At 55.2% G+C, this 23106-nt stretch carries 15 protein-coding genes and 1 riboswitch; of the genes, 13 read left to right on the top strand and 2 right to left on the bottom strand.

Annotated elements, in window-relative coordinates; genetic code table 11:
* The 13 genes from NP590_RS13475 to NP590_RS13415 all read left to right on the top strand — a co-directional run bounded on the left by NP590_RS13475 (position 1) and on the right by NP590_RS13415 (position 21691).
* Positions 1-579 carry an ANTAR domain-containing response regulator gene (locus NP590_RS13475; protein WP_256603002.1) on the top strand — a complete coding sequence of 193 codons (579 nt, stop codon included), beginning with the start codon at positions 1-3 and terminating at the stop codon, positions 577-579.
* Between the two features lie 555 nt (positions 580-1134).
* The gene (locus tag NP590_RS13470; RefSeq protein WP_256603000.1) at positions 1135-1809 is read left to right on the top strand and encodes a response regulator transcription factor; all 675 of its coding nucleotides are present in this window, start codon (positions 1135-1137) and stop codon (positions 1807-1809) included.
* The gene (locus NP590_RS13465; RefSeq protein ID WP_256602999.1) at positions 1802-3181 is read left to right on the top strand and encodes a sensor histidine kinase; all 1380 of its coding nucleotides are present in this window, start codon (positions 1802-1804) and stop codon (positions 3179-3181) included. Before NP590_RS13470 ends, NP590_RS13465 begins: the two co-directional genes overlap by 8 nt.
* A gap of 150 nt (positions 3182-3331) precedes the next feature.
* Entirely contained in the window at positions 3332-6487 is a 3156-nt protein-coding gene (locus NP590_RS13460; RefSeq protein WP_256602998.1) for an efflux RND transporter permease subunit, read from the top strand.
* A gap of 255 nt (positions 6488-6742) precedes the next feature.
* Positions 6743-6829, top strand: a riboswitch (cyclic di-GMP riboswitch).
* A gap of 180 nt (positions 6830-7009) precedes the next feature.
* Complete coding sequence (locus NP590_RS13455) at positions 7010-9643, top strand: hypothetical protein (RefSeq protein WP_256602997.1); 2634 nt, start codon at positions 7010-7012, stop codon at positions 9641-9643.
* 214 nt (positions 9644-9857) lie between these two features.
* The gene (locus tag NP590_RS13450) at positions 9858-11027 is read left to right on the top strand and encodes an autotransporter outer membrane beta-barrel domain-containing protein (RefSeq protein WP_256602996.1); all 1170 of its coding nucleotides are present in this window, start codon (positions 9858-9860) and stop codon (positions 11025-11027) included.
* A 417-nt stretch (positions 11028-11444) separates the two neighbouring features.
* Positions 11445-12845 carry a CmpA/NrtA family ABC transporter substrate-binding protein gene (locus NP590_RS13445; protein WP_256602995.1) on the top strand — a complete coding sequence of 467 codons (1401 nt, stop codon included), beginning with the start codon at positions 11445-11447 and terminating at the stop codon, positions 12843-12845.
* Positions 12846-12989: 144 nt separating this feature from the next.
* Positions 12990-14003, top strand: a complete 1014-nt coding sequence (locus tag NP590_RS13440; RefSeq protein WP_256602994.1) for an ABC transporter permease — start codon at positions 12990-12992, stop codon at positions 14001-14003.
* Positions 14004-14012: 9 nt separating this feature from the next.
* The gene (locus tag NP590_RS13435) at positions 14013-15773 is read left to right on the top strand and encodes an ABC transporter ATP-binding protein (protein WP_256602993.1); all 1761 of its coding nucleotides are present in this window, start codon (positions 14013-14015) and stop codon (positions 15771-15773) included.
* Positions 15774-15833: 60 nt separating this feature from the next.
* On the top strand, positions 15834-17111 hold the full coding sequence (locus NP590_RS13430) for an alginate export family protein (RefSeq protein ID WP_256602992.1): 1278 nt from the start codon (positions 15834-15836) through the stop codon (positions 17109-17111).
* A 66-nt stretch (positions 17112-17177) separates the two neighbouring features.
* Positions 17178-17618, top strand: coding sequence for a cyanase (gene cynS, locus NP590_RS13425; protein ID WP_256602991.1), 441 nt, complete (start codon positions 17178-17180; stop codon positions 17616-17618).
* Positions 17619-17745: 127 nt separating this feature from the next.
* The gene (locus NP590_RS13420; RefSeq protein WP_371927307.1) at positions 17746-18966 is read left to right on the top strand and encodes an NAD(P)/FAD-dependent oxidoreductase; all 1221 of its coding nucleotides are present in this window, start codon (positions 17746-17748) and stop codon (positions 18964-18966) included.
* A 10-nt stretch (positions 18967-18976) separates the two neighbouring features.
* Positions 18977-21691, top strand: coding sequence for a nitrate reductase (locus tag NP590_RS13415; protein ID WP_256602990.1), 2715 nt, complete (start codon positions 18977-18979; stop codon positions 21689-21691).
* A 382-nt stretch (positions 21692-22073) separates the two neighbouring features.
* Here NP590_RS13415 and NP590_RS13410 read toward each other — a convergent pair whose 3' ends face one another.
* Complete coding sequence (locus NP590_RS13410) at positions 22074-22613, bottom strand: HD-GYP domain-containing protein (RefSeq protein ID WP_256603015.1); 540 nt, start codon at positions 22611-22613, stop codon at positions 22074-22076.
* Positions 22507-23103, bottom strand: coding sequence for a response regulator (locus NP590_RS13405; protein ID WP_256602989.1), 597 nt, complete (start codon positions 23101-23103; stop codon positions 22507-22509). The genes NP590_RS13410 and NP590_RS13405 overlap by 107 nt, the downstream gene beginning before the upstream one ends.
* Positions 23104-23106 lie beyond the last annotated feature (3 nt).

Here is a 23106-nt window from a genome sequence, read left to right as displayed (position 1 = left end):
ATGACTCCACTCAAAGTTCTGGTTGTCGATGAATTCGATTCCGATCCGGTGTTGGGGCAGGCCCTGAGCCAACACGGCTATCAAGTGGCCACATTGAAGTTAAAGGCTTTAAATCTGCTTGAGGTCGTGAAAAGCCTGCAGCCGGACGCGGTGGTGTTGAACCTGTATACGCCGTGCGAAACGGTTTTGGAAATGATTTTAAACATCAACCAACAACATTCGGTGCCGGTAATTGTGTTTGCCGAGGACCAACAGACCGAGACCATCAACAAAGTGATCAAGGCCGGCGTTAGCGCTTATATTGTCGACGGTCTGGAGCCGCGCCGCATCAAGGCCATCATAGAGGTGGCCATTGCCCGATTCAGGGAACAAAAAGCCTTGAAGGACGAGTTGCAAAAAGCCAAGAATCAGCTTGAAGAACGCAAATTGGTGGATAGGGCCAAGGCTATCCTGATGCAATCCCAAAACTACAGCGAGGACCAAGCCTATCATGCTCTGCGCAAGCTGGCGATGGACAGAAAAGTCTCGCTGGGCGAAATGGCAAAAAACGTCATCGCCATGGCGGAGTTGTTCAAGTGATTTTTGCTGAGGGTTATGGCTAGTCTGCTTTGATTTTAATTATTGGCCTGTAGTAAGTGTTATTAATGAATATTTCACCCACGAATCGGATGCACGCCAAGCGTGCATGAATTTTGCCTCATCACCCCGACCCGCTCGGTCCTCAGCGATGGCAAAGAACGCGCGCCCGGAGACGCGAACCGCCGCGGGCTTCCAGTGCGATCAAGCTTGGCGCAATCGGGCAATCAAGGCCGGAGGTTCCGAGCGCTTCGGTCTTCGCTAGCGAGGATCAGTCCCGTCACGCCTTGCGCGGGCCGGTTCTGCTAAAATCGATTCAACTAGCCGCCGGCATGACGGCGTTCGAAATGGCGTTGCCGCCGAAGGGATCAGCGCACCCATAACTGTAAAAAAATCAGTTGGCGAGTGAGATAACCGTTCCGCCGAGCCGGTCGAAGCATGAACGGTTTTTTACGCGCTACCCATTGTTTAGCCTTCTACATTCACCCTTCGACTAGGCTCCAGGCGAACCGGGATTAGCAGGCTTAACCGATTTTAGGATGCCCCGGAAACCAGGCAATGAGAATTCTATTGGTCGAAGACGATGTCGTTTTGGGTGACGGTCTGTCCCGCAGTCTGCGCGATTGGGGCTTTGACGTTACGCTGGCGGAGACCGGCGGTTATGCCGGCGGCGCGTTGGCCACGCAGCCCTACGATCTGGTGATTCTCGACCTCGGTTTGCCCGATATGGACGGGCGCGACCTGCTGCGGCGGCTGCGGGCCCGCAAATCCGCCGTGCCGGTATTGATTCTGACGGCGCGCGATGGCCTCGACGACAGGGTCGGCGGCCTGGAATTGGGTGCCGACGATTATATGACCAAGCCTTTCGAATTGCGGGAACTTGAGGCGCGCATCAGGGCAATCTTGCGCCGCAGCCGCGGCGGCCTTAATCACAATATCGGTTTGGGGCCGTTAATCATGCACACGCTGGAACAAACCATCAGCGTGAACGGTGTGCCGCTGGCCTTGCCGCCGCGCGAATACGGCGTGCTGGAGGCTTTATTGCTGCAAAGCGGGCGGGTGGTCAGCAAGGACAGCATTGCCCAGCGGTTGGCGGTGCGTGCGGAGGAGCTGGCAGACAACGCCATCGAAGTGTATGTGCACAGGCTGCGCAAGCGCCTGGAGCCGTGGGGTATCGGTATCCGGACGCTGCGCGGACTGGGCTATCTGCTGGAGACCAGTGGCGATGAATAAATCCAAGAGCCTCAGAACGCAATTACTGTCCAAGCTGTCCTTGCCCCTGCTGGTTGTCGTCATGCTCGATGCGGCCGGGTCTTATTATGTCGCCACCTATTTCACCAATCAGGCCTACGACCGCTGGCTGCTCGATTCCGCCAAGTCCTTGCTGCAGGAAGTCAAGATAAAGCAAGACCGCGTCACTTTCGAATTGCCGCCCATTGCCGCGGAAGTGTTCCGCTGGGACGATATGGACGAAACCTTTTACAAGGTGGAGTCGCAGCAGACCGGTTTCATGGCCGGCGATGACGGCCTCCCCAGCCCGGCCATGTCGGGGCTGAACGAGAATAAGCCATATTTTTTCGACGGCAGGATAGACGATAGGCCGGTCAGGGTGGCGTCGGTGCTCACGGTGCCGGAATCCGGCGGCGACCGGGTTTTGGTGTCGGTGGCGGAAACCGTTAACAAGCGGCGCGGCATGACGGGAGAGCTGTTGTTGGCGGTGATGCTGCCGCAGATTTTGCTGGTGTTGATTACCGGGTTTCACATCTGGACCGGAGTCAACCGGGGATTGAGTCCGCTCAACGATCTGGCGGGCATGATTGCCCGGCGTTCGGCTAGGGATTTCGATCCCATTCCGGATGCCGACGTTCCACTTGAAGTGCGCTCTTTAACGCATACCATCAATGCATTGCTGCAACGACTGGGCTCTACCTTGATTACCCAGCGGCGTTTTATCGAAAACGCCGCCCACCAGCTCAGAACGCCGCTGGCGGGATTAAAAATTCAAGCGGAACGGGCGTTGAGCGCGGACAGTCCGGATAGCATGCGGCAAGCGCTGGAGCACATCAAGAACGCCAGCAATCGTCTCGCTCGCTTGAACACCCAGTTGCTGGTCTTGGCGCGCTCCGACTCCATTTCGCGCAACGCGCCGGAGTTTCGCCTGCTCGATCTGACTCGCCTGGCCCGGGAATGCTGTATGGATTGGGTGCCCAGGGCGTTGGAGCTTAAGGTGGAGCTGAGTTTCGATGCGCCGGCTACCGCCGTGGAGATATACGGCGACGGCATCGTCTTGCGCGAACTGTTGGGCAATCTGCTGGATAATGCCGTCAATTACGGCAAGGCGGGAGGGCATATCGGCGTGACCGTGGAATCCGCGCCGCATGTCAGGTTGATCGTGGAGGACGACGGACCGGGCATACCGGTAGGCGAGCAGGAAAAAATTTTCGAGCGTTTTTATAGGATTCCCGGCAGCCCCGGCGAAGGCTGCGGATTGGGTCTGGCCATTGTCAAGGAAATTGCCGATCTGCATGCGGCGCGGATCGAAATTCACAGCGGATTGCCCGCCCAAATCGGTACCCGGGTCGAAATCTGTTTTGCCGAGCCTTGACGCCGGGGCCGTCAGAAAAATGAAAGGTTGTTGTAAGGTTGACTGCTTAAAATTGCCGGCTTTTATACGATAAAAGTCGAGACCCATGTTTTCACGCCGCGTTACAACCCTTCCCGTTAAGCCGATTTGCCGGGACGGCGGGGCAGTGTCATGCTGACAGCCAGATTTATCCATCGGCCGGTACTTTCCATCGTTATGGCCATTCTGACTATCTTGATCGGTCTGTTGTCGCTGACCCGGTTGTCCGTCACCCAGTTTCCCGATATCGCGCCGCCCGAGGTGAATGTGACCGCCAAGTTTATCGGCGCCAATGCCGAGGCCGTGGTCAAGACAGTCGTCACGCCGCTGGAACGGGCGATCAACGGGGTGCCGGGCATGGCCTATATGTCTTCGGTGTCCGGCAACGACGGCGTCAGCGTGATACAGATTATCTTTAATGCCGGTACCGACCCGGAAGTGGCCTCGGTCAACGTGCAAAACCGGGTAGCGTCCGTTTTGGACGAGTTGCCGGAGGAAGCGATCAAAGCCGGAGTTATCGTCGAGAAGGTGCAGAACAGCATGTTGCTGTACATCAATATTCTCAGCCAAGACCCGAATCTGGATGAGAAATTTCTGTACAACTTTACCGACATCAATGTGCTCAGGGAACTGAAACGCATCGAGGGGGTGGGTTTTGCCGACATCATGGGCGCCCGCGAATACGCCATGCGGGTTTGGTTGAAACCCGAAAAATTGCTGATGTACAACATTTCCCCAATCGAGGTCATCGAGCAATTGAGAGCCTACAACGTGGAAGCCGCGCCCGGCAAGATAGGCGAAAGTTCCGGGCGGGACGCGCAAGCCATGCAGTACATTTTGAAATACACCGGCAAATACAACACCGTCCAAGACTACGAAAACATCGTCTTGAGCGGTAGATTGGACGGCGAAATTCTAAGATTGAAGGATGTCGCCGAAGTCGCTTTCGATTCGCAGGATTACGACGTACTGTCCAAGGAAAACGGTAAGCCTTCCGCGGCCATCATGCTGAAACAGCGGCCGGGCAGCAATGCCAAGGAAGTGATAGCCAACATCAAGGCCACCATGGAGCGGATCAAGGCCGAGTCGTTTCCGCCCGGCATGGACTACAGCCTGAGTTACGACGTCTCCAAGTTTTTGGACGCCTCCATCCACGAAGTGGTCAAGACCTTGCTGGAAGCCTTTGTGCTGGTGGCCTTGGTGGTGTTCGTTTTTCTGCAGGATTTTCGCTCCACGCTGATTCCGGTGGTCACCGTGCCGGTTTCCCTGATAGGCACGTTTTTCTTCCTGCATCTGATGGGATTTTCGTTGAATCTGATCACCTTGTTTGCCTTGGTGCTGGCGATCGGTATCGTCATCGACGACTCCATCGTGGTGATTGAAGCGGTGCATGCCAAGCTGGAACAAGGCAATATCGGCCCGAAACGGGCCACCGAGCAAGCCATGCGGGAAATCGGCGGTGCCATTATCGCCATTACCCTGGTGATGGCGGCGGTGTTTTTGCCGGTGTCGTTCATGGAGGGTTCGGCCGGCATTTTTTTCCGGCAATTTTCCTTGACCATGGCTTTCGCCATTGTGTTGTCCGGCATCACCGCCCTGACTCTGACGCCGGCGTTGTGCGCTTTTTTTCTGCGGCCCGTTCACCATCATCCGCAACACAAAACCGGCCTGGACAAATTTTTCGCCGGCTTCAATCGCCGCTATAACGGACTGGCCGAGCGTTACAAAAGTCTCATCGGACTGATCGCCAATCGCAGACTGATTACCTTTGCTATTCTGCTGGGGTTTTCATTTGGCGCGGGCTTGATTGGTAACCTGGTTCCCTCCGGCTTTATTCCGCAGGAGGACCAAGGCACGATTTACGCCAACATCACCACTCCGTCCGGCGCCACGCTGGAACGCACCGAAAAAGTGGTGGATGAAGTGCAGCGTATCGCAACGGCGCTGGATGCGGTGGATTCGGTGTCCAGCCTGGCCGGCTTCAGCGTGCTGTCGGATGGTACCGGAGCGGTCTACGGCATGAATCTGGTCAGCTTGAAGGATTGGCGGGATAGAAGCCTGTCCGATAAGCAGGTCATCAAACTGCTGGAGGAAAAAACCCGCCACATCAAGGACGGTAGTATCGAGTTTTTTACCCCGCCGCCGGTGCCAGGTTTCGGTAATTCCAGCGGTTTCGAGATGCGTTTGCTGGATAAAACCGGCGGCAGCCTGGAAAATTTGCAGAAAGTCGCCGACGCCTTTGTGGACGAACTCAACCAGCGGCCGGAAATCAGCAACGCGTTCACCACTTTCAATACCCGCTTCCCGCAGTTTCTGCTGCACGTCGATATCGACAAGGCGGCGCAAAAGGGCGTGACTACAGAGAGCGCCATGAGTACCTTGCAAGCACTGATCGGCAGCGAATATGCCACCAATTTCATTCGCTTCGGCCAGATGTACCGGGTAATGGTACAAGCCTTGCCGGAATACCGCGCAAAACCGGAAGATTTGCTGAAGCTGTACATAAAAAACAAAGACGGTCATATGGTGCCGTTTTCTGCATTTTTAGGGGTGGAAAAAGTTTACGGTCCCGAACAGGTTACCCGTTACAACATGTATACCTCGGCCATGGTCAATGGTCAGCCCGCCGAGGGCTACAGCAGCGGCCAAGCCATCGAAGCCATCAAGCAGGTGGCGGCGCAAAAATTGCCCAAAGGGTTTGGTTACGATTGGGCCGGTTCGTCGCGCGACGAGGCCAATGCCGGCCATCAGGCCGTTTTTATTTTTCTGATTTGCCTGTTGTTCGTCTACCTGCTGCTGGCCGCCCAGTACGAGAGCTTTCTGTTGCCCTTGCCGGTGATCCTGTCCTTGCCCGTCGGCATCTTCGGTGCCATGTTTTTTCTATGGTTGATGGGGCTGGAAAACAATATCTATGCGCAAATCGCCATGATTATGTTGATCGGCATCCTGGGTAAAAACGCGATTCTGATCATCGAATTTGCCGCCTTGAAGCACAAGCAAGGCAAATCGCCGTTCGAGGCCGCCATCGAGGGCGCCGTGTTGCGTTTGCGGCCTATCCTGATGACCTCGTTCGCCTTCGTCGCCGGCCTGATACCTTTGATGTTCGCCTCGGGTGCCGGCGAAATCGGCAATAACACCCTGGGGTCGGCGGCGGCCGGCGGCATGATTTTCGGCACCGTATTCGGTGTCATCGTCATTCCCGGCTTGTATGTGATGTTTGCCGGCGTGGCCGACGTACATCGGCGGCATGACAGGAGCGAAAAGGCCCCCTTTACCGAGACGCTTTAAAGGCATATTTAGGGTTGGAGAGATGATTTGCAATTAACCCGTATTTGTTTGCCCGGAAAGGCTGTTTTCTGGCGGCGCGCGCGAACGGTTTGATGGAAAAACCGTTTTCGGAAGTTATCCGGGGGAAATTGTCGACTGCCGAAATCGCGTTAGCTTGAGGGCATCATTTTGCCCTCCGTTCGAGTTTGCTTAGCCTTGAAATGTTGACAAAATCGCTCAGTAGAAACCCGCTCAATTTTGCGCTATAAGCTTATTTAACCAACTAGCCAAGCCTATCGGAAGGTAGGCGCGGAAAATCGCGGATCCCGAATAAAAGAGATTCTGGAAAGCCGGATTGCCGACATGACATCGATAACGTCATGACAGGTAATCCGGCTTTTTTTTGGCGATTTTGCCAGGTGGTTTTACGGTATGTCCTCAATGTCGGGCGGAGGAAATCTCAATCCGCGGTTTTACCAATAATTGATGCGGACGCCGGCTAAAAATGAACGTAATCGCGTACAGTTAAATAAGGGGAAGATTATGTTATTCGCAAAACTAATATTTTTGGCGTTTCTTTTGACCCAGGTCGGATACGTGCAAGCCAAGAAACCCGAGGGAGTATTGGTAATAAAGGAAACAAGCTTTAATCCGGATTTTATCCAAATTGGGCCGAAACCCAATTTGGTCAGCGTTACAGCGGAGTTGGCCGGCGGTTTGCCGAAACACAAGCCCAACGTTTTACTGCTACAAAAGATCCGAACGCTTCCGAACGGCAAGTCCAGTGAAACCACGGTTGCCGTCTTACACGATAACGGCAAGGGGCGGGACAAAATTGCCGGTGATGGCATTTATGCCGGAATGGCGACCATTCAGCAAAAAACATCCGGCGAAATTAAATTTCGCATCAAGGCTGAAAATCGTGGCGTCAAGTTGCTGTCCGATGTTTTTACTAAATTGGCGGGCAGCACATTCAAACCCAATCAAGGCGGCAGCGTAACCGGGGACGATGGCATTGTGGTTACGGTGCCGCCCGATGCAATACCCTACGAAGCGCGCTTGACAATTGTGTCGTCCGCTTCCGGGGACATCGAAGCGCCGATTGGCGACACGATTCCGCTGATGGATACCGTGAAGCTTTTGCTTGAGCCGGTTCAGGCTGAAATAGAGGTCACCCCGCTACAAAAGCCGTTGTCGCTATCCTTTCCCGTACCGGCAAATCCGCAAACTGAAAATTTCATACTGGCCAAGGAAATTGAAGTTCCCTTGCCCGGCATGGGCGAGGATGAGGGCGGTTTTTTCAAGCGGCTGATGCCGGTGGATACCGCTGTCGTGGATTTTAAAAGTAACCGGATTGTTACCGACGGCTCGTTTTATGATGGGGTTTTCGGTAGCGGGCTCTATGCGTTGTTGGCTGACTTTGGCTCGGATAATATTTCCGGGAGCGTTTGCGAGGGGACGCAGCAACTGACACCCTGCCCCGCAACCGCGGTAAAAGTGCCCAGCGTCGTGGTCGCCAGCAATACAAACAGTTTGGTGGCCGTCAGCAATTCTCAAGGCATTTTCCAACTCTATATCAGCGGTACCGGTCCATACACATTGACGGCTTTCGATTCGATGCGCGGTTTTTCCGGGGAGGCGGCATACTCGCTGCCGAACCAAGTCCAACAAACGGATATCGTGCTGTCGAAAACCTATGCGTTTTCCAAGTTCAAGTCGGCTTTGGCGGGTATCCGTAACGGCGGATTCGAGTGTGTAAAAGAGGTTAATGACCCTGTAACCGGAGCGGTGCAAAACACATTTTGCGAAGGTTTTTGGGAAACAAAAGGCGACGTTGCGATTGTTCAAAGCGTGCCGCTTTGCAGTGTTCCCGCTGCCGGCGATTTCGACCCCGGCCTGCCCTGTCCGGCTCCCAATTCGCCAAGCGAAGGTAATATTTTGCCGAGCGAAGGCAAATGGATGGCACGGATCACCACCGGTGTCACGAATGTCGGCGATCTCGGTTCCGTACTGACGCAACGATTCACTGTGCCGGCGGGCTCCAAGACTCTTTACGTCGACTATATCTTCCTCAGCGAGGAATTCAACGAATTTGCCGGTACGCAATTTGACGATACCTTCAACGCCACGGTGACTACCAGCGATGGAGTACAAAAATTCATCAAGACGGTTGGTGTCGACAATCCGGGGGTTGAAGGCTTGCAGCCTTGTACGAATATTTATGGGCAATCAGCCAATTGCTTGCCGGAAGTCGCCATGTTCAATTGCGGATTTCCAGGCGGGGATGCCACCTGCGGAAAAATACCCTTCGTGGTGGGTGACCGAGCCGGCACTATCCGGAAATGGGCGACCGCCGCTTTCGATATGAGCGAGTTTGCCGGTAAAACCGTTACCCTCGATTTGGCTTTTACCGCGGTTGACAAGGGGGACAATAATTACAATACAAAAGTACTGTTGGATAATATTCGCTTCAATACGGCTTTTGTGGACGTCAAGGCCGTCAGGGGCGTATTTGCGGGGGACGACAATGCGCAACTGGCGGCGGTAACCGACAGATTTTTAAAAGAATTGCACAGCTTTGGCGAAAATAATTTGCGCCGGTACGGTGCCAATGAAATTTTGTCTCAGGCCGGCTTGAATATTCAGCTTCGAGGTGTCCGATTGATCGATAATTTGGTGGCTAACGTAAACAAGCAGGATATCGATGCAAAATCTATTTTGCTGAATAATCTACCTTATCGCACCAGTGAGATAAAAAATATTTTAAATAACCCCACTAATCGCAGCGCGGACGCAAAAGACGTCAACTTGTATTACGTCGGAGAATTATTGAATCAGGGCAGACCGGCGGCTTTAACCGTATCCCCGGAAGATTATAGGGGAGATTTCAATGTTGCCAATTTGCTATCCGAAAGCGGAATCCTGCTGGCCGAAGATACGGATTGCCCTAAACCCAGGGGCGTGGTGTTGGCGCATGAACTGGGGCATTTATTCATGAGGGATAACGCTGCTCTGGAACACGCTACCGCGAACAGTTTCACGGCCGTTCCGCCCGCATGCGCCGGTGGCGGCAACGACGCCGCCGTGCTTCCATTTGTAACGGGTGGTGTACCCGGAGGCCAACAGCTGAAAATCAATCTCAATGACAACCTGCACAACCCTTTCCTGACAGAGTAGTTCGATATAAAAAATTAATGCGTTAAATTAATAAATGGGTTTTGTCAAAGAAAACTATGATTACGAGGATAATTCATCGATGCGTTCAGTTGATCGAAACAAGTACGAATATTTCCATTCGTTGAATATATTTTATTCAAAAATACGCCGGGCACATCGACTGCTCAAACAGTTTTACGTTGTCGTGCTTTGTATTACGGCCGGTGATATTGGCGTGGGTACGGCATCCGCCCAGACTTTGGATCAAGCGTTAACCCATCAATTGGCGAATTTTTGCCAGAACTTAAGGGCTGGAGATTCAAGTAACCCCAATCCGAATTTCGGTGCCGAGCTGCAATTGCTTTGTTTCGAACCCCCTACCTCTCCAGGGGTGGGGGGCGCGTCGGTATCGGGAGGCGCCGCCGGCAGTACCCAGACCGGTAATGCGTTCGTCAAACGTTTCCATAAGCGACGCGATAACGATGAAGCCGGGAAGAAAAATGGCGGCGGCGCTAGCGCGGATGCTTCCACCGGTTTGGTCGATGGCTTGAATCTGTATTTTTCCGGGCAGGGCGAAGGCCTGGACAGAAAAATAACTACCTTCGAAGATGGCTATCGCTCGACTCAATGGGCGGTAACCACGGGCGCCGATTACCTTTTCACACCCTGGATGCTGGGCGGCGTCGCCTTGAACTTCAGCCAATGGAGCGGCGACTTTGTTGGCGGTGGCGATTTTCGAACGAACTCATTCGGGCCCACCGTCTATGCTTCGTTTTATCCGCTTGACGGTTTATTCACCGATGTTTTCTTCCGTTATGGTGCAAAAAGCTTCGAACGCTCCCGGGGCGTATCGTTTACCGACTTCGGCGTATTGAAGGCAAGCGGCACGGCGACTTCAAAATCCGGCGGTGATGAACTGGAAACCGGCGCCTTGGTCGGGTATGACTGGACCATCAAAAATCTCAGCATAGGGCCGAGGCTTGCTTTCAATTACCGGCGTTTACAACTGAATGGATACACCGAAAGCGGCAACACCGGGCTGGAGTTGCACTATTTGAAAGACGGCGTCGACTCTTTGCAGACTTCGGCCGGTATTCAGGCCAGCGCCGCATTCAGTACCAGTTTTGCGGTTTTGATCCCGCAAGTCAGTGCCGATTGGACCCATGAGTTCGCCCTCGGCCAACGTAACGTTTCGGTGCGGTTCGCTCAGGATTTTCGCCCGGATCCCACTGTCTTCAGCTATCAAACCGAAAGGCCCGATCGGGACTTTTTCCATGTTGGTGGCGGCCTTGTCGCGGTTTTCCCCCGCGAGTTACAGGCATACGTCAATTTTGAAGCGCTGCTGGGCCACGCTTATCTGACCGATTATGTGGGTACGGTAGGCATAAGGCTTGGATTTAATTAAATAATTTTTCTCCAGACCTAAAATCCGGAGTCTTCTGGCGGGTAGGAAGGGACCCGATCGGTGCAATCCGGGCGTCATCCGGCGCGGTTACTCGCACCACGGATGTGCAAAAAGCGCTGTTTCGTTTCATTTTTGTGCGGCGATGAAGGCTTTACTACATCGTATAGGTGCGGGTGCATTGAAATTACGAAGAGGTCATGTTTATAAAATATTGATTTTAATGGATAATATATAAAATTATAAGAGTTTTTGCGGATTGGCATCGCTATTGCATTGTTGTAAACAATGCTCCAATGTAGGAGCCGCATCATAAGCTCACAGTAGAGCAAACCGGACAAAGGCGTCTGTCGTGTATGGGTTTTACCCGTATTACGGCGACGCCTTTTTTTTATCTGTCGTTTTTGTTTGGGACTCGTTATGAAAAACATTACTCGCCATACTTCCAAGAAATTACTGCTGGCCCTGTCGGCCGGTTTGCTTGTCACTGGCCTTGGCTTTGCTCCGGGCGGGCAGGCGGCCGGCAAGCTGGAAAAAGAGGATTTGAAGTTCGGATTCATCAAATTGACCGACATGGCGCCGTTGGCGGTGGCGGCGGAAAAAGGCTTTTTCGAAGAGGAAGGTTTGTTTGTGCAATTGGAAGCGCAAGCCAATTGGAAGGTATTGCTGGACAGAGTGATCAACGGCGAACTGGACGGCGCGCATATGTTGGCCGGGCAACCGTTAGGCGCGGCAATCGGCTTCGGCACCAAGGCCGACGTTATCACGGCTTTCAGCATGGACTTGAACGGTAACGCCATCACTGTTTCCAACGAGATTTGGAATCAAATGAAGCCGCATGTGCCGATGGAAGGCGGCAAGCCGGCGCATCCGATCAAGGCCGATTCGCTTAAGCCCGTGGTCGACCAATTTAAGGCCGCCGGCAAGCCGTTCAATATGGGCATGGTGTTCCCGGTATCGACACATAACTACGAATTGCGTTACTGGCTGGCCGCCGGCGGGATTAAACCCGGCTACTACGCGCCGCCGCAGGAAACCACCGGTCAAATCAACGCGGATGCCTTGTTGTCGGTGACGCCGCCGCCGCAAATGCCGGCCACCCTGGAAGCCGGCACTATCTACGGCTATTGCGTCGGCGAGCCGTGGAACCAGCAAGCAGTATTCAAAGGCATAGGCGTGCCGGTGGTGACCGACTATGAAATTTGGAAAGACAACCCTGAAAAAGTATTCGGCGTAACGCAAGCTTGGTCGGATAAGTATCCAAACACCCACAAGGCCGTCGTAAAAGCCTTGATTCGGGCGGCGATGTGGCTGGATGCGGAAAACAATAAAAACCGCAGGGAAGCCGTGGAAATGCTGGCGCAAACCCAGTATGTCGGCGCCGATGCCGAGGTTTTGGCCAATAGCATGACCGGCACCTTCGAGTACGAAAAAGGCGACAAACGCCCCATGCCGGATTTCAACACCTTCTTCCGTAACAACGCCACTTACCCGTATTACAGCGACGCCATTTGGTATCTGACTCAAATGCGCCGCTGGGGGCAAATCAACGAATTCAAACCGGACAACTGGTATCTTGAAACCGCCAAAAAAGTCTACCGTCCCGACATCTACATGGCCGCCGCCAAGGAATTGGTTGCCGAAGGCAAGGCCAAAGCCGGCGATTTTCCGGCTGATAGCGAATCCGGCATCAAACCGCCGCAATCCGGTTTTATCGACGGCATCGTTTACGACGCCAGTAAGCCGAACGATTACCTAAGCAAATTTGCCATCGGCTTAAAAGCCAAGCAAACCGTAGCCGGTGGCAAAGTGGTCGATTAACAGTCTCTGGTAAGTGCTCCGACAGGGAAGGCACTTGATGCAGGGACGCATCTTTTTTAAAAAATGTTGGTTGGGTTAGGCGTCAGCCGCAACCCGACACAGTGGCTATCGAAACGCTGACCGATGAAAAACTAGGTGAAGACAATGCCCAATAAATTAATCAAATTTTTCAATATCACAGGTCTGACCTGGTTTGTGCCCTTGGTCAAAATCGCGGCCGGGGAAAATCCCGGCCAGCAACTGCGCCAACTGTGGCTGATCATGGGTGTCCCCATCGTAGCCTTTGTGCTGTTTTTGGGGCTTTGGAGCATGACCGCCTCCCGTATCAACACCAGCCTGGGCACTATCCCCGGCCCCGTGGCGGTATGGGGCGAAGCGGAAGGCTTGATTGACGAACACTTTGCTGAAAAAGTCAAAATGGCCGAGTTCTATAAACGCCAGGAGGCGCGCAACCGGGAGAAACTTGCCGAAGACCCCGCCGCCGAGATCAAGTTGCGCCCCTATACCGGTAAATCCACCTATCTGGATCAAATTATCACCAGCTTATATACGGTGTTTGCCGGCTTTCTAATTGCCAGCCTTATCGCCGTACCTTTGGGAATTTTGTGCGGTATGAGTTCTATAATCAATACTGCGATTAACCCGTTGATTCAGATTTTCAAGCCGGTATCGCCGCTGGCCTGGCTGCCGATTGTGACACTGGTGGTCAGTGCCGTGTATGTCACCACCGATGACTCCTGGTTCGCCAAATCCTTCATTACATCGGCCGTCACCGTGACGCTGTGTTCGTTGTGGCCGACCCTGATCAACACCGCGGTGGGCGTTTCATCCATAGACCGGGACTTGGCCAACGTCGGCAAAGTGTTGCGGCTGGATTGGCCGACCCAAATCAAACGTATCATTCTACCGTCCGCGCTGCCTTACATTTTTACCGGCATGCGTTTGTCGCTGGGGGTGGGCTGGATGGTGTTGATCGCCGCCGAAATGCTGGCGCAAAACCCCGGCCTAGGCAAGTTCGTCTGGGACGAATTCCAAAACGGCAGCTCCAATTCGCTGGGCCGCATCATGGTGGCGGTGTTTACCATAGGCATCATCGGTTTCATCCTCGATCGCATCATGCAATCGCTGCAAACCGTGTTTTCCTTCAGCAAAATTTGAGGCATGACCATGACTGTAGCCGCAGCAAAAATCATCGATCTCGCCGTGCATAAACAGGAAAGCGCCGTGCTTAAACTGGCCGATATCAAACAACCCGCCCTGCTGAGTTTGCACAAGGTTTGCAAATCCTACGGCGAGGGCAGGGACAGGGCCTCGATTCTGAAGGACATCAACCTGAATATCCGGGAAGGCGAATTCATTGCCATCGTCGGTTTTTCCGGCAGCGGCAAGACCACGCTGGTTTCCTTGATTGCCGGTTTGATTCAGGCCGACAGCGGCGAATTGTTGAAAAACGGCCAGCCCATCAGCGAACCGGGCCCCGATCGCGGGGTGGTGTTTCAAAACTATTCCCTGATGCCTTGGCTGACCGTTTATGAAAACGTGGCGCTGGCGGTGGATGCGATTTTCAAGGACTGGACGCCTGAACAACGCCGCGCCCACGCCCAAAAATACGTCAATATGGTCAATCTGGGCCGGGCCATGGATAAAAAGCCGGCCGAATTGTCCGGCGGCATGCGGCAACGGGTCAACGTGGCCCGCGCGCTGGCCGCCAATCCGGATATTCTGTTGCTGGACGAACCGCTCAGCGCCCTGGATGCCTTGACCCGCGGCAATCTGCAGGACGAAATTCTGCAAATCTGGGAGCAAGACAAGAAAACCGTAATCCTGATCACCAACGACGTCGACGAAGCCATCTACATGGCCGACCGGGTAATTCCGCTCAATCCGGGGCCGGATGCCACTTTCGGTCCGGATTTTCATGTCAACCTGGAACGGCCGCGCGACCGCACCGCGCTGAACCATAACGAGGAATTCAAGCGTCTGCGGGCCGAAATCACCCGCTATTTGATGAATATCGGCATGCAAAAAGCCGAGGCCGAGGAGGGCGACAAAATCAAACTGCCCGATGTACGCCCCAACACCAGCAACGACTGGAAGCTGGATAGCTCGGCCTTGAAACCCAGCCAGTCGGATCTGGGCCGGCCGCGCTATCTGGAATTCAGCCAATTGTCGAAAATCTATCCCACGCCGGACGGCAACAGCACGGTCAAGGTGGTGGACGGCTTCGACATGAAAATGAAAAAAGGCGAGTTCATTTCCATCATAGGCCATTCCGGTTGCGGTAAATCCACCGTATTGTCGATGACAGCCGGTCTCAACGATATTTCCGAGGGCGGCATCATTCTGGACAACCGCGAAATCGATAGCGCCGGTCCGGACCGGGGCGTGGTGTTTCAGGCCCCTAGTTTGTTTCCGTGGCTGAGCGCCTTCGACAACGTCATGTTGGGGGTGGACAAGGTCTATCCGCACGCCTCCAAGAGCGAACGCGAGGACATCGTCGAATATTATCTGACCCGGGTAGGTCTGGCCGACTCGCTGTACAAAAAAGCCGCCGACCTGTCCAACGGCATGCGCCAGCGGGTGGGCATCGCTCGCGCCTTTGCCTTGTCGCCCAAATTATTATTGCTGGACGAACCTTTCGGCATGCTTGATTCCCTGACCCGTTGGGAGCTGCAGGAAGTGCTGATGGAAGTCTGGGAACGCACCCACGTGACGGCGATTGTGGTGACTCACGATGTCGACGAGGCCATTTTGCTGGCGGATCGGGTGGTGATGATGACCAACGGCCCGCACGCCAAGATAGGCAAAATTCAGGAAATCGACCTGCCCAGGCCGCGCAGCCGCAAGGCGCTGTTGGAACACCCCGATTACTACAAATACCGGGAAAGTCTATTGACCTTCCTGTCCGAATGTGACCACACCCATTAACCCGATTAGAGTCCAGCCATGTCAAGCAACCGTTTTTTTTCATCCAGTAAAGGGGGCTTTATGCCGAAGCAAACCACCCGACTCTCCGCGAGCCTGGCGCCCGGCGCCTTGCTATCCATGTCCTTGGCGGGCATGCCGGTACAGGCCGATTTCACCAAGGAGGTGGAAGATGCCTTGAATTTTTACCACTACGGCAACAACGGCGCGGTCAAAATGGATTTGAACTATCGCTGGGAAAATGCCGACCAGGACAGGGGCGCGGGCAATCCCAAAACCGCCAACGCCAATACCGCGCGCCTGCGTCTGGGTTTACTGTCGCCGACTTTTTACAACTTTCAAGCCTTTGCCGAATACGAGGGCAATTACGCCTTGCAGGAGGATTACAACAGTACTCGCAACGGCCGCACCGGATATTCCGTCATCGCCGATCCGGACATGAGCGAATTGAACCAGTTCTGGCTGGCTTATAAAGGCATACCGGACACCGTGGTCACGGTCGGCCGTCAACGCATCAAATTCGACGATGACCGTTTCATCGGTAACGTCGGCTGGCGGCAAATGGAGATGACCTACGATTCCGTTCTGTTCACCCATAAAAACCAAACTATCTTCGGCTTGACCGTCAACGCCGGTTATATCGATAGCGCCCGGACCATTTTCAGTACCAAGGAGTCGATGAACTCGCCGATTCTGAACCTGAATTACAAGGTCGGCGACTGGGGCAATCTGATCGGTTACGGTTATTGGCTGGACTACCGCGAGCCGGAAAACTTCGGCAAATCCTCGCAAACCTACGGCCTGCGTTTCGACGGCAAATCGCCGCAGTTTTTCGACCGGGTCAATGCCGTGTATACCGCCGAATGGAGTACCCAGGCCGATTACGGCGACAACCCCAACAGTTATCAGGTTGACCGGATCAATTTGATGGCCGGCGCCAGTGCTTACAACCTGACCTTGTCGGCCGCCGTGGAACAATTGAACGGTTTGGGAAGCGGCGCGGGTAAAACCACCAAAGCCTTCCAGACTCCGCTGGGCACCAACCACGCCTTCCAGGGCTGGGCGGATTTGTTCCTGGTCACGCCCAAGGACGGTATCCGCGACGTGTTTGCTACCGCCAGCTACAAAATGATGAACGACAGTCTGATCATCACCGGCGTTTATCACGATTTCAAGGATGACACCGGTTCGATTCAGTACGGTAAGGAATGGGATTTCTCGGTGCTGAAAAAATTCGGCAAGCATTACTCCCTGTTGGCCAAATACGCCAATTTCAACACAGATAACGCGGCGTACACCGACACCCAAAGAATCTGGCTGCAGGCCAACGTCAATTTTTAAGGTCTGACGCGTCGGCCCGGGCCGACGCGCGTATTTTTATTTTATGGTTTTTTCTCGAGGTGTCGTATGACGCAACAGCAGCTGACGGAGACACTGTTCGCCGCCAAAAAACAAAAAGGTCTGCGTTTTGCGGATCTTGAAACCCAGTTGGGGCGGGACGAAGTATGGATAGCCGCCTTGTTTTACGGCCAGGCCAGTGCTTCGGCGGAGGAGGCCGAAATTCTGGGGCGGGCGCTGGATTTAGACGCCGGCGCGGTCGGTGCCCTACAGGACTATCCGCTCAAGGGGCTGGGGCCCATGGTGCCGACCGATCCCTTGATTTACCGTTTCTACGAAATCCTGCAGGTGTATGGCATGCCGCTGAAAGCCATCATTCAGGAGAAATTCGGCGACGGCATCATGAGCGCGATCGATTTTTCGATGGATGTGGAAAAACAATCCGACCCCAAGGGGGATCGGGTACACATCAGCATGTCCGGTAAATTTCTGCCTTACAAAAAATGGTAAGGATTCCGCCCGCAATAATTTCCGCATTCCGTTTGCTCTCTCCGCTGGAGAGGGTGGGGGGTATAGATAGGCCGGTTATTAGGGACGGCATCCCCAGCGGACAAATTCAGTTTTATCTCCGATCAGCATGATGAAAGAAAAACTCGTCGTCATCGGCAACGGCATGGCCGGCATGCGCACGGTAGACGAATTGATGCAACTGGCGCCCGAACGCTACGAAATTACCGTGTTCGGCGCCGAGCCGCACGGCAATTACAATCGCATCATGCTGACACCGCTGCTGTTCGGTGCCAAAAGCATAGACGACATCATGATCCACGACTTTGCCTGGTACCGGCGCAACCGGATAACCCTGCATTGCGGCGAGGAAAAGTCCGTGGTGTCGGTTGACCGGATCAAGCGGCGTGTGACGGCCCGGGATGGTACCAGCGCGGATTACGATCGCCTGTTGATTGCTACCGGTTCGCTGCCCTTGATGCTGGACATTCCGGGTCGTGACATGGAAGGCGTGATGGGGTTTCGCGACATTGCCGATGTGCAAGCCATGATAGAAAAATCCCAAACCAAGCAGCACGCGGTCATCCTGGGTGGCGGTTTGCTGGGGCTGGAAGCCGCCAACGGCTTGATGCAGCGCGGCATGCAGGTGACGGTGGTGAACCGGGCCGGGCATTTGCTGAACCGGCAGTTGGACGGACAGGCGGCGGGTTTTTTGCAACGGCAGCTGGAAGACAAGGGCATTGAGTTTCGGCTGGGGGTGACGGTTGCCGAAGTCCTGGGACGGGATGGGCACATCGGCAAGGTCAGGCTCAGCGACAACAGTTTGCTGCCGGCCGATATTTTGGTGATGGCCACCGGCATTCAGCCCAATATAGGCTTGAGCCAAGCCATGGGCTTGACCTGCGAACGGGGCATCATCGTCGACGACCATCTGCAAACCAGCGACGACAGGGTCTACGCGGTGGGCGAGTGCGTGCAGCATCGCGGCGAACTGTTCGGCTTGGTGGCGCCGGTCTACGAACAGGCCAAGGTGTGCGCTCGACAACTGGCCGGCCGCGCGTCCGGCGGTTATAGAAGTCTGCTGTCGGCCACCATGTTGAAGGTGACCGGTATCGATTTGTTTTCGGTGGGCGATTTTGAGGGCGGTGCCGATTGCCAGCAACAGTTGCTGGTGGATCATGCCGAGGGCGTATACCGTAAAATCGTCATAAAAGACAATATCATCACCGGTATGATTATGTACGGCGATACTAGCGACAGCGGCTGGTATTTGAATTTGATTAAAAACCGCACCAACATCGCCGCCATCCGCGATCGACTAATCTTCAGTCCGGTCGAATTGGCTGCTTGAGGATCAAAGCATGAGTCCGACCAGTATCAAAACCACTTGCCCCTATTGCGGCGTCGGTTGCGGCATTGAAGCCACACTGATCGATCCGGAAAACCATATTGTCGACATCAAGGGCGATGCGCAACATCCGGCCAATTTCGGCCGCCTGTGTTCCAAGGGAGCTACCCTGGGCGATACCGTCAGTCTGGAAAATCGCCTGTTGCAACCGGAAATCGACGGCCAAACCGTCGATTGGGACAGCGCCTTGACGCATGTGGCGCGGCGTTTTTCCGCCATCGTCGCCGAACACGGACCGGATGCGGTGGCCTTTTACGTCTCGGGCCAGTTGTTGACCGAAGATTACTATGTGGCCAACAAGCTGATGAAGGGCTTTATCGGCTCGGCCAATATCGACACCAATTCCCGTCTCTGCATGTCGTCGGCGGTGGTGGGCTACAAACGCGCCTTCGGCGCCGACGCGGTGCCCTGCAATTACGAAGACTTGGAGCAGGCCGAGCTGATCGTGCTGGTGGGTTCCAATACGGCTTGGTGCCATCCCGTCGCCTTTCAACGCATCCGCCGCGCCAAGGAAAGCAACCCGGCCCTGAAGATCGTTGTGATAGACCCGCGCGCCACCAGTACCTGCGATATCGCCGATCTGCATTTGTCCATCCGGCCCGGCATGGACGCCCTGCTGTTCAACGGTTTGCTGACCTATCTGGCCGAGACCGAATCGCTGGACAGGGATTTCATAGACCGGCATTGCCAGGACTTCGTACCTACCTTGCTTGCGGCCAGAGCCAGCGCGTTCGATCTCGACGAAGTGGCGGCCGGCTGCGGGGTGACAGCTCATGACGTGGCGCAATTGTTTGCCTGGTTTGCCAATCATAAAAAAGTCGTGACGGTGTATTCGCAGGGCATCAACCAATCCGGTTCCGGTTCGGATAAATGCAACGCCATCATCAACTGCCATTTGGCCAGCGGCAAAATAGGCAAACCGGGCTGTGGGCCGTTTTCGTTGACCGGCCAACCCAATGCCATGGGCGGACGGGAAGTGGGCGGGCTGGCCAATATGCTGGCGGCCCACATGGATTTGGAAAATCCGCGGCATGTCGACAGGGTCGGCCGTTTCTGGGGCAGCGACAAGGTCGCCAACCGCCAGGGCCTGAAAGCCGTGGAATTGTTCGATGCCGTTGCCGAGGGCCGGGTCAAGGCGGTATGGATCATGGCCACCAATCCGGTGGTATCCATGCCGGACGCCGACAAGGTCAAGCGCGCCTTGCAACAATGCGAATTGGTGGTGGTGTCGGACTGCATCGCCAATACCGATACCATGGCGCTGGCGCACGTGAAGTTGCCGGCCACCGGCTGGAGCGAAAAGGACGGCACGGTTACCAATCTGGAACGGCGCATCTCCCGGCAACGGCCGCTGTTCCCTCCTTCCGGCCAAGCCCGGCCGGACTGGTGGATTATCAGCCAGGTTGCCCGGCGCATGGGTTTTGCAGGTTTCGACTATCAAGCCAGCGCCGATATATTCAGGGAACACGCCGCGCTATCCGGGTTTGAAAACGACAGCATGCACGGCGTCAGAGCGTTCGACATTTCCGCATTCGCCGATATCGATCAGGTCCGCTTCGATGCGCTGCAACCCGTGCAATGGCCGGTGACCGCCAAGGCCACTCAAGGAACCGCCCGGCTGTTCGGCGACGGCGGATTTTATACTCCCCACGGTAGGGCCAGTTTTGTTCCCATCGTACCGAGGGGGCCGGTTCATGCCGCCGACGCCGCATATCAGTTCACCTTGAATACCGGCCGGCTGCGCGACCAATGGCATACCATGACCCGCACGGCGCTGGCGGCCAAATTGAACAGCCACAAGCCGGAACCGACCGTGGAGATTCATCCCGCCGACGCCTTGCAACTGGGTTTCAGGCAGCAGGGCTTGGCCAGATTGACTTCGCGTTGGGGCAGCATGCTGGCGCGGGTGGACATTACCGTCTCGCAACAACCCGGCAGCGTGTTCGTTCCCATGCATTGGACCGAACAACTCAGCAGCCGGGGCAGGGTAGGCGCCTTGGTGAATCCGGTGGTGGATCCATTGTCCGGCCAGCCGGAAAGCAAGCAGACCCCGGTACGCGTCGAAGCCTGGCAGCCGCGTTGGCAAGCCTTGCTGCTGTCCAGGCAGCCGGCGCGGATCGAGGGTGTGGAATATCAGGTCAAGGTCAAGGGCGATGGGTATTGGCGTTACCATTTGGCCGGCCGGGATGCCCTCGACGATTTACCCGGCTGGTGCCGCGCGCGCTTAAATATCGGCTCGGCGGAAATGGCGGAATGTCTGGAATACAGCGATGCCGCCGCCGGCGATTACCGGCTGGCGCGAGTCGAGGCGGGGCAACTGTCCGCCTGCCTGTTCGTTACCGCCCAAGCCGAGTTGCCGGAGCCGGGCTGGTTGTGCGGCCTGTTCGGCAAAACCGAATTGAGCCGCAAGGAACGCCTGAGCCTGCTCAGCGGCTTGCCGCCGCGCGGCGAACAGGATGTGGGGCGCACGGTCTGCTCGTGTTTCAACGTCGGCGAAAAAACCATTTTGCAAACCATAGCCGAGCATAAGCTCGACAGCGTGGCCGGCATAGGCGCCTGCCTGAGCGCCGGCACCGGCTGCGGCTCCTGCCTGCCGGAATTGAAAACGTTGCTGGCGGATGCCGGTAAGGCGGCGCTCGAGCAGTGCTCGACTCCCAAGTCCGGCTGATGTGGCTTGCGGATGCGCTGAGTTTGTTGAAACGGCGAAATTGTTCCTCCCTAGCGCTCATGAAACCGGCGCATCGCCCCGGCAAATGAAAGTAGTGCAGCTGAGCACGGTTCCTCGCCGGACAGGACGCCGTAAATTCGTCCGTGTAGGCTCGACGGCAGCATCCTTGCCGCCGACGCCTGTCCAACAAGCAACCGTACCCGCCCGATTTTTTACTTTCAGAGCCGTAGGCCGGAGTAAGCCGATAGGTGTTTCCGGCGGAATGCTTGGTTTCTATTTCCCAGGTATAAATATCAAACAGACGTAGTACCGGCAGAAGGGGTGTCGTGGTTGCGAAAGTCGGTGTCGCCGTGTGTCCGCTATCTGATTTTTGTATCGGCTGTTATAGAGTTAGCGCAGTTGCGCCGCTAAATTGGGTAGCCTCCTGTACATCGGAACTGTCAAAAGCGGCTTTGATTTCCAAAATGCGCGATAGGCAGGATTCGAATGCGTCAACCAGCGCGGGGTCGAAATGGTCTCCCGCGCCCTCGCGCAAGGCTTCCAGGGCCTTTTCCACCGGCCAAGCATCCTTGTATGGACGCTTCATGGTCAATGCGTCGAACACGTCGACTAAGGCGACGATGCGCGCCGATTGCGGAATCGCTTCACCAGCCAGGCCGCCCGGGTAGCCGCTGCCGTCCCACTTTTCGTGATGGTGCAGCGCGATCTCGGCGGCCAACACGAATACCGGCGCGTCGCTGCTGGACAGAATTTCGTAGCCTATTCGGCAGTGGCTGCGCATAATGGCCCACTCATCGGCATCCAGTTGGCCGGGTTTACGCAACACCGAATCGGGAATGCCGATTTTTCCTGTGTCGTGCATCGGAGCGGCTTGCTCCAGCATTTCGCAATCCTGCTTGGGCCAGCCGACGGTCTCGGCCAGTTGCCGGGCGTAAGCCGCGATGCGCCAGATATGCAGGCCGGTATCGCTGTCGTTGTAATGGCCGGCTTTGCCGAGCATGGCGATGGCCTCGCCGTACGTTCTCTCCAACCGCTTGGCTTGAACCAACGATAGATGGGTCCGCACCCTTAGCCCGCACGATCCGTGGATAAACCGGTTTAATCAAATAATCGACGCAGCCTGCGTGGAAGCCGGCTTCCTCATTTTCCAATTCTGACAGTGTGGTGACGAAAATCACCGGGATGGCCTCGGTCGTCGGATTGGCTTTTAGGGCGCGGCAGACTGCATAGCCGTCCATTTCAGGCATTTGGATATCGAGCAGGATCAGGCAGGGATGGTGCTTGCCCGCCAGTTCGAGCGCTTCCGCGCCGTTTCGAGCCAGCATCAGCCTGTGCTCGTCTTTAAGTATTTGGTGCAGGATGGCCAAATTGGCTGGTTCATCATCAACGATCAGGACGGGACCGTAAGGCATGAT

Source organism: Methylomonas subterranea (genome assembly GCF_024505185.1).
Classification (GTDB): Bacteria; Pseudomonadota; Gammaproteobacteria; order Methylococcales; family Methylomonadaceae; genus Methylomonas; species Methylomonas subterranea.
Note: the sequence above shows the minus strand (reverse complement) of the source record. Positions and strands in the feature narration are given on the sequence as shown.

What these genes read in the sequence shown, in the direction of transcription:
- NP590_RS13460 (WP_256602998.1), top strand. Translation starts at nt 3,332, where the DNA reads ATGCTGACAGCCAGATTTATCCATCGGCCGGTACTTTCCATCGTTATG.
- NP590_RS13445 (WP_256602995.1), top strand. Translation starts at nt 11,445, where the DNA reads ATGAAAAACATTACTCGCCATACTTCCAAGAAATTACTGCTGGCCCTG.
- NP590_RS13455 (WP_256602997.1), top strand. Translation starts at nt 7,010, where the DNA reads ATGTTATTCGCAAAACTAATATTTTTGGCGTTTCTTTTGACCCAGGTC.
- cynS (WP_256602991.1), top strand. Translation starts at nt 17,178, where the DNA reads ATGACGCAACAGCAGCTGACGGAGACACTGTTCGCCGCCAAAAAACAA.
- NP590_RS13475 (WP_256603002.1), top strand. Translation starts at nt 1, where the DNA reads ATGACTCCACTCAAAGTTCTGGTTGTCGATGAATTCGATTCCGATCCG.
- NP590_RS13470 (WP_256603000.1), top strand. Translation starts at nt 1,135, where the DNA reads ATGAGAATTCTATTGGTCGAAGACGATGTCGTTTTGGGTGACGGTCTG.
- NP590_RS13440 (WP_256602994.1), top strand. Translation starts at nt 12,990, where the DNA reads ATGCCCAATAAATTAATCAAATTTTTCAATATCACAGGTCTGACCTGG.
- NP590_RS13405 (WP_256602989.1), bottom strand. Translation starts at nt 23,103, where the DNA reads ATGCCTTACGGTCCCGTCCTGATCGTTGATGATGAACCAGCCAATTTG.
- NP590_RS13435 (WP_256602993.1), top strand. Translation starts at nt 14,013, where the DNA reads ATGACTGTAGCCGCAGCAAAAATCATCGATCTCGCCGTGCATAAACAG.
- NP590_RS13465 (WP_256602999.1), top strand. Translation starts at nt 1,802, where the DNA reads ATGAATAAATCCAAGAGCCTCAGAACGCAATTACTGTCCAAGCTGTCC.
- NP590_RS13415 (WP_256602990.1), top strand. Translation starts at nt 18,977, where the DNA reads ATGAGTCCGACCAGTATCAAAACCACTTGCCCCTATTGCGGCGTCGGT.
- NP590_RS13430 (WP_256602992.1), top strand. Translation starts at nt 15,834, where the DNA reads ATGCCGAAGCAAACCACCCGACTCTCCGCGAGCCTGGCGCCCGGCGCC.
- NP590_RS13420 (WP_371927307.1), top strand. Translation starts at nt 17,746, where the DNA reads ATGATGAAAGAAAAACTCGTCGTCATCGGCAACGGCATGGCCGGCATG.